This is a genomic window from Lepagella muris (genome assembly GCF_004793975.1).
GTDB lineage: Bacteria > Bacteroidota > Bacteroidia > Bacteroidales > Muribaculaceae > Lepagella > Lepagella muris.
Genome location: NZ_SRYB01000024.1, coordinates 69,953 through 83,832 on the forward strand (window position 1 = coordinate 69,953; position 13,880 = coordinate 83,832).

At 47.4% G+C, this 13,880-nt stretch carries 11 protein-coding genes; 7 read left to right on the top strand and 4 right to left on the bottom strand.

Annotated elements, in window-relative coordinates; translation table 11 throughout:
- Window position 1 precedes the first annotated feature (1 nt).
- Window positions 2-1,003, top strand: coding sequence for a GSCFA domain-containing protein (locus E5331_RS14430; protein ID WP_135985470.1), 1,002 nt, complete (start codon window positions 2-4; stop codon window positions 1,001-1,003).
- Here E5331_RS14430 and E5331_RS14435 read toward each other — a convergent pair whose 3' ends face one another.
- Complete coding sequence (locus E5331_RS14435) at window positions 1,004-1,996, bottom strand: sensor histidine kinase (protein WP_123484268.1); 993 nt, start codon at window positions 1,994-1,996, stop codon at window positions 1,004-1,006.
- On the bottom strand, window positions 1,983-2,570 hold the full coding sequence (locus E5331_RS14440) for a response regulator (protein ID WP_123484291.1): 588 nt from the start codon (window positions 2,568-2,570) through the stop codon (window positions 1,983-1,985). The genes E5331_RS14435 and E5331_RS14440 overlap by 14 nt, the downstream gene beginning before the upstream one ends.
- Window positions 2,571-2,814: 244 nt before the next feature.
- Between E5331_RS14440 and E5331_RS14445 the strand changes: the two genes are divergently transcribed.
- The gene (locus tag E5331_RS14445; protein ID WP_123484269.1) at window positions 2,815-5,169 is read left to right on the top strand and encodes an ABC transporter permease; all 2,355 of its coding nucleotides are present in this window, start codon (window positions 2,815-2,817) and stop codon (window positions 5,167-5,169) included.
- Window positions 5,170-5,323: 154 nt separating this feature from the next.
- Entirely contained in the window at window positions 5,324-6,031 is a 708-nt protein-coding gene (locus tag E5331_RS14450) for an ABC transporter ATP-binding protein (RefSeq protein ID WP_135985472.1), read from the top strand.
- Here E5331_RS14450 and E5331_RS14455 read toward each other — a convergent pair.
- Both E5331_RS14455 and E5331_RS14460 read right to left on the bottom strand, forming a co-directional pair.
- Window positions 6,010-8,037, bottom strand: a complete 2,028-nt coding sequence (locus E5331_RS14455) for a hypothetical protein (RefSeq protein ID WP_135985474.1) — start codon at window positions 8,035-8,037, stop codon at window positions 6,010-6,012. The two genes, E5331_RS14450 and E5331_RS14455, sit on opposite strands and share 22 nt — an antisense overlap.
- Before the next feature lie 64 nt (window positions 8,038-8,101).
- A complete protein-coding gene (locus E5331_RS14460; RefSeq protein WP_135985476.1) occupies window positions 8,102-9,043 on the bottom strand; it encodes a hypothetical protein in 942 nt (313 codons plus the stop codon).
- 288 nt (window positions 9,044-9,331) lie between these two features.
- Here E5331_RS14460 and E5331_RS14465 point away from each other — a divergent pair, with 288 nt between their 5' ends.
- The 4 genes from E5331_RS14465 to E5331_RS14480 all read left to right on the top strand — a co-directional run bounded on the left by E5331_RS14465 (window position 9,332) and on the right by E5331_RS14480 (window position 13,821).
- Window positions 9,332-10,531 carry an ATP-binding protein gene (locus E5331_RS14465; protein WP_135985478.1) on the top strand — a complete coding sequence of 400 codons (1,200 nt, stop codon included), beginning with the start codon at window positions 9,332-9,334 and terminating at the stop codon, window positions 10,529-10,531.
- A 169-nt stretch (window positions 10,532-10,700) separates the two neighbouring features.
- Complete coding sequence (locus E5331_RS14470; protein WP_135985480.1) at window positions 10,701-12,143, top strand: alpha-amylase family protein; 1,443 nt, start codon at window positions 10,701-10,703, stop codon at window positions 12,141-12,143.
- A 150-nt stretch (window positions 12,144-12,293) separates the two neighbouring features.
- The gene (locus E5331_RS14475; protein ID WP_123484276.1) at window positions 12,294-12,740 is read left to right on the top strand and encodes an NfeD family protein; all 447 of its coding nucleotides are present in this window, start codon (window positions 12,294-12,296) and stop codon (window positions 12,738-12,740) included.
- A 94-nt stretch (window positions 12,741-12,834) separates the two neighbouring features.
- Window positions 12,835-13,821 (top strand): SPFH domain-containing protein, encoded by a 987-nt coding sequence (locus E5331_RS14480; protein WP_123484277.1) that lies wholly within the window; start codon window positions 12,835-12,837, stop codon window positions 13,819-13,821.
- The last annotated feature ends 59 nt before the right edge of the window (window positions 13,822-13,880 follow it).

Here is a 13,880-nt window from a genome sequence, read left to right on the forward strand (position 1 = left end):
TATGAAATTTCGTACTGAATATGTGGCGGAGAAGGCTCCGTTTACTCTGTCGCCAGATCAGCCGGTGGTGATGCTCGGTTCTTGTTTCGCGGAGAATATTGCCGGGAAGATGAGGCGTTGCCTATGGAATGCCGTTAACCCTGCCGGCACTCTTTATAACCCTCTTTCGATTGAGCGGTCTTTGCGTATGTTAGTTTTTGAGAATGACCGGAGAGGTATATATATGGATTCCCTTTTCAAGGGGGAAGGATTGATGCGCAGCTGGTTGTTTGATTCCAAACTTGCAGCTGAGACAGCCGAGGATTCCCTCTCGGCATTTGAGGAGAGGGGGATGCTGCTTGATTCCACGTTGAGGGATAGTAAGGCAATGTTCATTACCTTCGGCACGTCGTGGTGCTATTTCCTTGCCGACAGGGAGGATTATGTAGTGGCAAACTGTCATAAGCAACCTCAGTCGCTGTTCCGACGCGAACGGGTGAATGTTGCGGAGATCGTTAAGGTGTGGGGAGAGATGGTCACTATGCTGAAGGAGCGTTATCCGCAGTTGGAGATAGTCTTTACGGTTAGTCCGGTGCGGCATCTGAAGGATGGTTTTGTCGGCAACATGCGGTCGAAAGCGGTTCTTCTGTTGGCTATAGAGGAGCTATGCCGAAGCTATGAATGGTGCCATTATTTCCCGGCATACGAGATAGTGAATGATGATCTGCGTGATTACCGGTTCTATGCCTCCGACCTTGCACATCCTTCGGAGGAGGCGGTGGAGTATATATGGGAGGTATTCCGCGCTACCTATCTCGATCCATCCGGGGAGGCGATATTGAAAGAGGGTGAATCGATCCTTCGTGGTTGGGAGCATCGCCCGCTGCCTACATCCACGCGGGAGCCGTCGGCGCAGTTGCTCGCGAAGGAGGAGGCTCGTCTTGCCGCAATCCTCCGTCGGCATGAAGCCCTATTGTTGCAGCATCCCGCCATGCTTCCGCTCCCGGCAAAATACCATTTTTGATCAGCGGGTGGGGATTGTGATGGTGATTGAGAGACCTTTGGCGGGGTAGTTGTCAAGAAGGATGTTGCCTTCGTGGAGCATCACTATCTGGCGGCTGAGGAAGAGACCGATGCCGTTTCCGTCGGGTTTTGTGGTGATGAATGGCTGGAAGGGATCGGATGCGATTGAGGGGGGGAGTCCGTTGCCGTTGTCGGAGATGTTGATCTTGCAGCTGTGTGCCGACATGGTGGCGATGACGGTTATGGTGGGTCTCTGTTTTTGTGCTACGGCTTCAAGCGAATTTTTCAGAATATTGGTGAGTGCCTGTGAGAAGAGGGCTTCGTCAATGTAGAGAGTGGCGTGGTCGGCAATCTTATAGGAGATGCAGTTGGCGTCAAATTTACCGGTTGTCGCGAATTGCTGCAATGACTTGTGCAGTTTGCGGAAGAATTGGATGGCATTGACATGCTTTTTCTCCGGTCGTGGGAGATGGGTGAGGGCGTGATATGAATCAAGAAACCGGGTGATGCTTTCACTTTGGGTCCTTATTACCTCCAGTGCCTCCACGATCTCTTCGCGTGAATAAGAATCCACATCAGCGGTGATCCCTGCCGACAGGGAGACCACGGGGGTGATTGCATTTCTCATCTCATGGGTCATGACGCGCAGTATGCGGTCATAATATAGTTTCCTTGTCTCCAGATCCTTGTTTGCCTGATGATAGAGCATGGTAATCTTATTCATACCGTCTGCCATCTCCTTTAATTCCCGGTCGGCACCCTTGGCTTCAAACCGCATGGAGGTGTCGTTCATTTCAAGCCCACCCACGAAAGATGATAACGTACCGATCAGGAGTCCGCAGATGTGGAACACCATCACAATCTCTATCGGTAGGGCAAGAGAAATGAGTATTCCGAGAGATATGCGTCCGTTGAAGAGGAGGATTGCTGAGGCGGAGGCTGTCAGCACTAAGGCAAGCAGCAGGAGGAATAGTTTCAGTTTAAAGTAGCTCACTTCTTTTAAGGATATTATAGAGAGTCTGACGATTGATGCCGAGTCGGGCAGAGGCTGCCGACAGGTTGCCGTCGCAGAGATCGATTATTCTACGTATATGATCAATCTTGATTTCATCGAGGGTCATATTGTTTTTCAAAGTCTCCTTCTCCGTTATCTCGCGGGCATTGTTGACCGATTCGATTTCCGACAGTCTCTTCCTGTTCTCCGAGATAGCGTTGTTAATCTTCTCAACGAGAGTATCGTTGTCCCAAGGTTTCATGATGAAATCATCCGCACCGAGTTTCATTGAATTTACCGCAAGATCCACGTTGCCGAAAGCCGTGATCAGCAGAACGGCGGGAGGGCAAGCCCTCTCCTTGATATAGGATAGCCAGAAGATGCCTTCGCTACCGTCAAGCTGCATATTGTCAAAATTCATGTCGAGCAGTACGGCGTCTGTATCGTTATCCTTAAGGAGAGCCGGGATGAGTTTCGGATCGCCCACGGCAGCTACCTGGCTGAATCTCTTTGAAAGAAGCAGCTTTAGTGACGTGCGGATTGCCGGATTATCATCTATTACCAATATTTTCATTAATCATCGATATTTTCGTAATGCAAAAATAGTGAAATGGATTTAATATTATGTTGTGAGGGTGGTTAAATACAGAAGAAAAGAATGATGATGTCTATTTTTTAGGCAAAAATATGAGATAAATCATGATTTTGTGGTCTGAAGGGGATTGCTTTCATATCCCTGATATAAATTTGCACAAGCAGTCAGGACCGCTTCCTCGGAATAATGTCTGACTCCATAGTAAAACCTAATAAGATACGAAATGATACGAACCTTCACATCAGATTTACGTAGGAATATCACCAAGATACTCTGTCTGACCATCGGCATGTCTGTCAGTATGGTTTTGGTAGCAAAGATATATTATGAGAAGACCTACGACCTTTTCTTTAAGGATTCAGAGAGGATATACTTGGTATATGAGCAGTTTGATTCTCCCGACGGCACCTACGATTTTGACCAGACATCAGGCGCGTATCCACCGGCGATGAAGCGGTATCTCCCACAGGTGGAGGAGGCTACGCGTTTTACCTGGCTTACCGAGGGGAGTATTATACTTGAGGATGGACAGACGTTGGAGAGCGGAGGGATAAAGGTGGCAGACAGTTGCATGTTCGACGTTTTCCGTGTGGATATATTGGCTGGTAATCCTCATGAAGCATTGAGTGTGGCTAACCATTGTATGATACCCGTGTCGCTGGCAGAACGGATAGGTGGGGATCCTGTCGGGAAAGTTTTCAGCGTACCGAATATATCGGAAGATTATCGTGCCGTGATAAGTGGCGTGTATGAGGATTTCCCGGAGAATTCATCGTTGCCAAACTCTATCTTTATGAGTCTCTCCACATTGAAGGCGCTTGGCTGGGATGGTTCGGATAATTGGATAGGGAATGATGCCTACAAGAGTTTTGTAAAACTAAAGAAGGGGGTGTCTCCCGACGAACTTGATGCGGGCATACGGAGGATGCTCACTGATAATCTACCGAAGGAGTATCTTCAGGAAAGAAATTTCAATATCGGGGTGAAGCCTCTTGTGGGGTATCATTCATCGGGTAAGGATACGGGTATGGTGATACTTATGCTCACGATTCTTGCAATACTCATGATGCTGTCGTCGACGATGGATTATCTTATGATTGTGGCGGGTCAGGTCAGAAGCCGGTCGAAGGAGATGGCGATAAGGAAATGTTTCGGCACCGGTCATGCTAAGATATTCCGGATGATTATAGGGGAGAGTGCCCTCTACGTCGCCATAAGTGCGTTGCTTTCCGTATTACTGATTTTCTCGTTGAAAGGATTGTGTGAGTATATGGTGGGTGTCACTCCGGAGGTTATGTTTGCCACGCCTTACATGTGGCTTGTGCAGCTCCTTGTCATCGTGCTCCTGCTTCTGCTGACCGGAGTGGTGCCGGCGGTGGTATATACGCGCACGGGTATTGTGGCGGGATTGAAGATGAAGGCAAGCCATAACAGGATATGGAAACTGGCTTTGCTCGGAATTCAGTTCTGCCTTAGCGGAGGGTTGATCTGTATGTTGGTGCTGATCGGGTTGCAATACCGCACTGTCAGCAATTATGACATGGGTTATGATTATTCTGATATAGGGATGGTCAAGATTGAGAACAAATGGAAGGATGGAGCAGCGAAAGTGATGGAGGAATTGAGGAAGTTAAGTTGTGTGGAGGTGGTAGGCAGCGGTAGCCAGAATTTTGTGACCATGGCATCGGGTGGTGAGATATGGGAGGATGAACGACCGGATGTGGTCTTGCCGATAGCCGACATGATGAACGTTAACAGGGAGATTTTTGATGTGTTGGGGTTGAAGTTTATCCAAGGAGGGACATTCCCGGAGAATCCGTCGGAGGATATGAATGCCGTTGTCGTGGATGAGAGGATGATCAAGGGGATGCGCGATGTATTCGGTATTGAGGATGACAACCTTATCGGGAGAAGGTTCAAGAGCTCTTCGCATGGCGAGGATAAGGAATATACGATATGTGGCGTGGTCAGCAATATCCACAGGGGTGGGTTCGGACTGGAGATAGATACGCGTCCGGCAGTGTTCTTCCCGTCGGATAAGCCGGAATGGGTCATTTATGTGAGATTTGATGACATGACCGGGGATAATCTCAAATATGCGCAGTCCACACTGGATAGCGTCGTCAAGGATAATGAGAGCTACATTGTGCCTTACGGTCTGCAATTTGACAGATTCACATACGAGATCAGGAAGTTTGCGGCAATGGTATTGATTGTAGGTATTGCGGTGTTGTTGATTGCGTTGTCCGGTCTGTCGGGATACGTGGCGGATGAGGTGGAGAACCGTTCGAAGGAGATAGCTATAAGGAAAGTGTCGGGCACTCCGGAATGGAAAATTGTCAGACTATTTTGTATCGATGTGTTGAAGATTTCCCTCCCATCCCTGTTGATAGGCGCATTGGTGGCAATGTGGGCAGGGTCGGAATGGCTGACGAATTTCAGCATAAAAGCAGAGGTATCGCCTGTAATCTTCCTGTTGGCTATAGCTTGCCTGCAACTGCTGATTCTTGCAATGGTGGTGATAGGTAGTATACGGGTGGCGAGAAAGAATCCGATTGAATATCTGCGAAATGAGTAATGATAAGGGTTTAAGGTTTAAAGTTTAAAGTTTATAGTTTATAGTTTATCTCACACCCCATAAACCATCAACTATAAACCATCAACTATAAACCATAACTCGCACCCCATCAACTATAAACCATCAACTATAAACTATAAACTAAGAATAAGATATGAAGATAGAGATAAAGAATTTGGAAAAGGTGTTCCGCACCGACAGTGTGCTGACGGTTGCGTTGAATGATGTGTCGCTCGATATAGAGGATGGTTCGTTTGTGGCGATTATGGGACCGTCGGGATGTGGCAAATCCACGTTGCTCAATATCCTCGGTCTGCTTGATAGTCCGACGAAGGGTAGCTGTCGGCTTGACGGGGTGGAGGTGGCGCATCTGAAGGAGCGTCAGCGCACGGATTATAGGAGAGGACGTATCGGATTTATATTCCAGTCGTTTAATCTAATCAATGAATTGAATGTGAAGGAGAATATAATGCTACCTCTCGGCAATCTCGACCTATCACGTTCGGAGAAGGAGAGACGGGTGGAGGAAGCTACCAAGAGGATGCACATATCCCACCGATTGCGCCATTATCCGTTGCAGTTGTCGGGTGGTCAGCAGCAGCGTGTGGCGATAGCGCGAGCCATCGTGTCGAATCCGGGTCTTATACTTGCCGACGAGCCGACAGGAAATCTTGACTCTTCCAACGGCGCGGAGGTGATGAAGATATTGGATGAGCTGCATAGAGGGGGTGCCACAATAGTTATGGCAACCCACTCCCTGAAAGATGCCGCTCATGCCGACCGTATCATAAATCTCTACGACGGTCAGATCGTGGAGAATCTGACCGATCTGATGTGTTGTTACCGGTGCTTGCGCCATTGACGGAGGACGTCGCAGCGGGATATTTCCGGAAGCAGTGATTCCGGATTTGCCGTGAGCGTCTTGTCGAGCGCGGTCAGAAGTGCGTATTGTCCGGAACTGCGGTTTACGGTCAGTTGTGTCGTGTAGTCATGACCGTTCCAGCTTGATGTCTCTGTCATCCATCTGTCGGGGGAGGCGTAGATCATACCGAACAGGGCGGCAGCCTTCACCTTCGGGTCGGATGATTTCGCACATTCGCGCAGATGGGCAAGTGCCCTGCCTGCAAGTTCCTTCTCGCAGATGGGATATTTCTCATATTGGGTGAAGCCGTATTGGGAAAGATACCAGCATTGACCGAAGCGTGATGCCTGATAGAGTGCCGCAGCTTGTTGCAGACCAATCTCATCCTTGCGGGCGGGAGACGCATCCTTGGCTTCATCCTCAAGGCGCAGCATATAGTTGCAGAAATCCACTTTTGCATTGTGTTTCAGGTGCTGCGGTTTCATGGTTTCCTCATAGTCGGAATCCTTCACGGTCTGATGCCCGTTCCAGGCGGGAATCGTGTAGTCACGTCGTGCGGCATAGAATGCTATCGGCTGATTGTCGAGATAATCCATGCTCACCTTCTGAAGATACGATATGGCTTTCTCCCATTCACCCTCCTGAAGATATTTGGTGCCGAGTATGTCGTTCTTGAAATCATCCGTAAGCTTTATCTTGGAGGCGGCATATCTCTTCAGGGGATCGTCGCCCGGATTTTCAAGAGTGGCGTATAATTCGGTTATGTCGCCAGACGTATTGGGGAAAATGTCGTCTCTCATCGGATTGAGTGCATATTCCGGATTCGCGCCAAGATAGTCGCGGCATATCCGCATAAGACGAGCCAACGACCTGTCGCCCCTCTCCTCATAACCCTTTGTCAGACCGAGATTAAGGATGCGGTCGCGGGCATTGATGAGTGTGCTGCTTCCGCTTTTTTCAATCTGACCGTCAAGCCATGCGAGTTCATCGGTGATGAATCGTTTGAAAGTCGGTGTGGTAATGTCGTCGGAAGATGTGGCGAGGAGCATGCGTATCCGGCGTGCCATGTCTTTGGTATCGGTGTCGGATTTCATGGCCATCGCCTTATCAATCTTCTCACGTGCCTGCTTGAAGTCGCCTAAGAAATATGAACATAGTGCGGATGCCGTCTCCCATAGACACGGGTTGTCGGTGTCGCCTGATTTCGCAACACTGTCGGAGAATGAAACAAATTCGGTCATCTCCTTCATGTGATTCTTGTCGATTCTTGCATACGATTTACCATTTATGTCATCCCAATATTCGGAAAGCGCATTGTTGAGATCAGAATCGGAACCGTTCCTATTGTCATGATAAATGTCGGCTACATCCTGTAGTGTGTTGACGTATTTCTTCAGTAGATATCGATGTATCGGTGCATCCGGATATTTACTGTATAAATCTTTTATACCGGCAAGATTGGTATATTTGCGCGTGCTCCATTGCAGACTCTTGGAATCGTTCTGATCGGCATATATGTTCCAAGCCTCGGCTTTATTTCCGGTTTTAAGTAAGGCGTTTGCATAGATGTTGCGCATCATCTCGCGGACGTAGCCGGGTTCGGTTTTAATTCCGTTGCTCTCCCAAAGACGGATATTGTCGGCATAATTACCCGACAACATGTTGGCACGCATCTCGAGAAGAAGCCATCTGTTTGCCAGCGGACCGGAGGTGTTGCGCCGACATTCGGATATAATCTTTCTAAGGGTCTGCTTACGTTGTTCGATCTCTTGGGCGGTAGGATACTCCCAGCTATTGAGCGAATACATTGCCGCCACATCCAGATAAGATTCCAAAGCATCAAGATACTTCAGCATATTAAGGTCATTCTTCCTTTTTGCCGCCCCTTTCATATCATCCATTGAAACCCAGCTGAGAGGTTGGTCACGACGGCAGTATTCAGTCCAGAACTTGTCGTTCTCATCATTGAAATACTTCTCGAATGACGGCGAATCAAATTTAAACATGTACCATCTTTCGGGAGCGGTCCATACGCAGGCTTTCCCCGGAAATGCATTTATGAGGAGAATGCTAATTAAAAATATCCTCAAAATTCTGTTTATCATAGCGTTTTATATTGAAATTGTTTAAATCAAAGAGTATTATCTCATCAGCACATTCCAGTCGGCGTGACTCTATCTCACGTCGGCATCTGATTATGTCGGTGATTGAAGGTTGGCGCACTACGATGGAATCCGATTGCAACACGGGAAGATCGTCATCAGAGTGCATTATGTCAACAAATTCCCCATTGCGGAAAAGCAGGTCCCAACGGTAGATGGGATAAGCTGATACGAGGGGGAGGGGGTAATCCTTAATGTATTTCAGATAAGGCATCACATCGTCAGGGTCAAGAATCGGTTTCTCTTTACCGATGTCGCGCATGTCGCCCGTATTGTAGACCATCAGCACGCCCTTGTCGGCGGGGGGTGGAGAACCGGCGAGTTGGTGCAGACGGATGGTGGAGGAGAGTGTTATGCCATCCTTGGCGGTCATATCCTTAAGAGATTGCATGAGGTCGAAGAAGTCGTCGCGGGTGGATCTTGTCCAGTCGCAATCGATCTGTAACTCCGTCACTGTGCCCATACCGTGAGTCTCGCTCATTTGCTTGACGCGACGGAGTATCATGTCGGCAAGACGTCGGCGGTCGCAATCCAAGGCATCGGGGAGTATGAATACCACGGGTACAATCTCCCTGTTAAGGTCGGCAGGTACGCTATCAATCCGTATTGTGGCGTTCGGCATGGGGAATCCTCCTGATTCATCTGGAACCACATCAAAATATCTCACATAAATCTTTCCGATCTGATGACGGTCAAGGAAATCCCTTTTCAGAGAATCGATACGGAATGTCGTGTTCCAATAATACACGGCACGCACCCTATCTCCCTCCTTGCGCCTGCCACAAGCCATCGTCAGCAGCAACAGGAGGAAGCATATCGCAACTTTAATTCTAAATAGGAACGGTCTCATATCTTTGTAAGAATTTAGGGAGTCGTTATACGGATTAATAACGTTTGAAGAGGATAATATTGTAGAAAGATGCAGATTTATCAAATCTTTGGTCCGGTCACTTGACACACAATTTATCCTGAATCCATCCTGAGCGATATCCTGAATCAGCAGTTGCCATGACCAAAACGTTTGACGCATCAAACAGATTTCGGTCAAAAACGTTTGATGTATCAAACAAATTTTGGTTAAAAACGTTTGACGCGTCAAACGTTTTTGTTATTTTTGCAAAAAAAGAAAGCATATAAGATGGAAATATTATTTGATACGATGGAAAGGCTGCTTAGCCTGACAAGTCTGGAGATTGTACGCTCGTGTATGGATACTATTAAGTGGAATAGACGTTTGATTTCGCTACGGGGCTCGCGTGGTGTGGGGAAAACCACTCTGATGCTTCAGTATGTTAAACTCCATTATCCGGCAGGAAGCCGTAAGGCTCTTTATTGTTCGGTGGATAACATTTATTTCGCCACGCATAGTATTCTGGAGCTTGCTGAAAATTTCTATAAATATGGAGGTGAAATGCTCCTATTGGATGAGATTCATAAGTATAACGGCTGGAGTCGAGAGATAAAGGAGATATATGATTCATTGCCAACGCTGAAGGTGGTAATCAGTGGAAGTTCGGTTTTGAATATTATAAATGCTGATGCCGATTTATCAAGGCGATGCAGAAATCATGATATCTACGGACTCTCTTTCCGTGAGTATCTGAAATTTTATCGTAATCTTGATTTTCCAGTTTATTCAATTGAGGATTTGTTGCATCAAGCTCCGGAAATCTGTAATAAGGTGAATGAGGTATGCCGTCCGCTATCGGAATTTGAGAAGTATAACAAGGCTGGTTATTTTCCATTTTTTGAAGATGATGTAGAAGATTATTACTATACGTTGCAAAATGTGTCGAATTATATCATTGAGCAGGAGTTGCCATCGTTATGTGGAATTGATTCTTCTTACGCGAGAAAGATAAAGGCACTACTTTGTGTCGTGGCGACCGGAGTGCCATACGAGGTAGATCTTACAAAATTGAGTCAGATGATAGGTCTGGCGCGTACTACTACTCTTGATTATCTTCAAAAGCTGGAGAAGGCACAGTTGTTGACTCTCCTCTATAGCGACACTATAAACGTTAAGAAGATGCAGAAACCGGATAAGATGTATCTTCAAAACACAAACTTATTGCAGGCATATTCACTTCGCCGTCCTCATATCGGTACCGTAAGGGAAACTTTCGCAGTGCTTCACATGAGAGTAGGTCACAGTGTGGAGTATGGCAAGGAGCATGGGGATTTTGTAGTGGATGGCAAATATACGTTTGAAGTGGGAGGAAAGGATAAGAGTTTCAAACAGATTGCCGATATCCCTGATAGCTATCTTCTGGTGGATGAGATAGAATACGCTGTAGGCAACCGGTTGCCTCTTTGGCTGATCGGCTTCCTATACTGATTTTGTGGCTTAACTTAGTTGTATATATTCTGATAATATTGTAATAATATTATTGAGATAGACGCAGATTGTTGTGGATTTATGTAAGATGTATTATCTTTGTGGAGTGTATGTAGTGCGGCGCGGAATTGCGGCGCAGGCAGTTGCTTAACGAAAATAATTTAATGCTATGAGGAAATTTAGATTTCTGATTCTTGCTTTTTTGGCAAGTCTGTTCGGGTCTTACCGGGCACATGCGTTGACGGGCGATCCCCGTGAACTGACCATCTATCAGGTGATGGTGGCGTCTTTTCAACATGACCCTGCCGGCGCTCCGGGCTACAAGGCTATGTGGGGACCTGATAATGCTATGAAAAACGGTAATCTCAGAGGTGTGATAAATTCGCTTGACCATATCAAGAAGTTGGGCGCAAATGCTATATGGATGACTCCTATTTTCGACAGCTCGACAGCTTCGGGGGGTGAGAAATTGCAGTCTACCGGTTATTTCACTAATAATTTCTTTGCCATTGACCCTCATTTCGGCACGGAGGATGATTTGCGTGAACTCGTGGATGAGGCACATAAACGAGGCATATACGTGATTCTTGACGGTGTGTTCGGTCATCATGGCGGAGTCACAGAGCCTTCTCCGAAGGGAAACACGCTTGACGTGACAGTGGTGGAATGTGACCGAGGCAAGGAGGGTGGTACGGGTAATATCGCCTATCCCGGTTCGCTTGACTATATAAAGGAGGTGGCTACATATTGGATAGATAAGTTTGGCATCGACGGCTGGCGTCTTGATCAGGCATATCAGGCCACGCAAGGAGGGCATAATTATTGGAATGAGATACGTGGCGCAGTCGAACAGCTCACTTCAGAACGTAAGGCACGTGGCGAGAAGTGGGGTACGCTGGGTTATATGGTAGGTGAGGACTGGGGTACTGCCGATGTAATCAACCGTGGTGTGTATCGTGACGGTGGTCTGGTCAGCGCGTTTGACTTTGACGGAAAGGAGCGTATCAGCGGACCTATGCAGGAGCCGGGGAAAGAGGGACTTGAGAATGGTTGGGATGATGTCGCTACTGTGTTGGCAGCTCCTACGGTGAGGGGCTATCTCAACGATGATGTCATGCCTAATCTCTTCCTTTCAAATCATGACGGCTATCGTCTTGCAGACCATTTTGATCAGGCAGATCCTTATTATTATGAGAAGATGATGACGCGTAATGCTATACTTGCAGCTTATTCAGGTCCGATAACCCTTTATTATGGCGATGAGTTTGCTGACGATACCCGCGATGCGGTAGGTGCGCAGAAAGATAACATTGCACGCACCACCGGACATCTTACCCCACGCAATGAAGGGGAGCGTCGTCTGGAGGGATACGTGGCAAACGCGATGCGTTTCCGTGCGAAGAATCCTGCCATGTGGCGTGGTGAGGCTCAGTTTGAGATGCTTAGAAATAAGGCAGGAGGCGATGTGTTGGTTGTCACAAAGGAGGATCCTGAGAGCGACAATCGTGTGGCTATAATCTTCAGTGATGCCGATGCAGAGGTGCCAATGCCGGAACTTGGAAAGTCGGTAAAAGTGAAGGCATGGATGCCGGTGTTTATCCAGTTGAACTGACAGAGATGCAGAATATGAAAAAATGAATTGAAATTCCCGGATTAAATGGATTTAATTCGGGAATTTCAATTAAAATGAGTATATTTGCAAATGAAAACTCAAGTTGATGTGCGCGGATAAAGTAAGCATCAATGGTAAAAATAAATTGATATGGAAGCGTGGATTATATGGCTGATAATAGCGGCTGTCTTGGTTATCGTAGAGGTGTTGTCGCAGATGGTGTGGACGTTGTGTCTGGCGGTAGGCTGTCTGGGATCGCTGGTTGCGGCTCTTTGGGGAGTCGGGACTGTATGGCAGATTGTAGTGCTGGCGATAGTCTCGGTAATGGCATTTATCGTGCTTATGCCATTATTCAAGAAATGGCATGACCGCAGGCATAAGTTGGAGAGCCGTGACGACAGGACCGGTATGGATGCATTGCTTGGGCGTCGTGCTGTGGTGACGGAGACAATACATCCCGGCAAACTCGGACGCGCAAGGATTGACGGCGATAATTGGCAGGTACGCACTCCGCATGACGACAGTCTTGTGGAGCGAGGAAAGGAAGTGGTGGTCATTGCCTACGACAGTATAATCCTTACCGTCGAGCCGGCTTAGTCCTTCCAGACCCCAGTGCCCGAGCCCATGTGCGAGTAGTTGTGAAATCCCAATAAACTTAAACTCTAAATTCTAAATTTTAAATTGCATAACCATGGAAACATTTTCAATTATCCTTGCAGTGTTGGTGGTCATATTGGCTATTGTAGTCATATCCGCCGGAGTAAAAGTCGTGCCGCAGTCAGAGACTCGTGTCGTGGAGCGTCTCGGACGTTTTCACAGTGTGCTGGCACCCGGTCTTAATTTCATCGTGCCGTTTATTGACCGCCCGAAGACTATCTATACACGTCGTATTGAGAACTCGATTGGCAACAGGACGATTGTCAAGACGGTGGCAACATCTATAATTGACCTTCGCGAGCAGGTGTATGATTTCCCGGCTCAGCAGGTGATTACGCGAGATAACGTGACGACTGAGATTAATGCGTTGCTTTATTTCCAGATCACAGATCCGAAGAAGGCGGTATATGAGATTGATAACCTTCCGAATGCAATAGAGAAGTTGACCCAGACCTCTTTGAGAAATGTGATCGGTGAATTGGAACTTGATGAGACTCTCTCATCGCGAGATACAATTAATTCGCGCCTACAGAATATTCTTGATGATGCCACAAATAAGTGGGGCGTGAAGGTTAACCGCGTGGAACTTCAGGATATAACGCCGCCGGAGAGTGTGCGTGAGGCTATGGAGAAACAGATGCAAGCAGAGCGTAACCGACGTGCTGAGATTCTGAATGCGGAGGGTGAGAAGCAGTCGCTCATCTTGCGTTCGGAGGGTGAGAAGACGTCGAAGATCAATCAGGCGGAGGCTGTAAAGGAGGCTGAGATACTTAGGGCAGAGGGTGAGGCGAAGGCTATCATTCTTAATGCTGAGGCTGAGGCGGAAGCGATACGCCGTGTGGCGGAGGCAGTAGCGGCGTCAAAGACGGATCCCGCCACCTATATGCTTGCCATGAAATATATAGAGACACTGAAGGAGATGACTTCCGGCAAGGATGGCAAGACGGTCTATATTCCTTACGAGGCATCATCGGTGCTCTCCTCAATCGGCTCAATAAAATCGCTTTTCCAACAGAAATAACCCACATATAACTAAATAAAAGGGAGCGACAATTGTCGCTCCCTTTTATTTAGTTATAT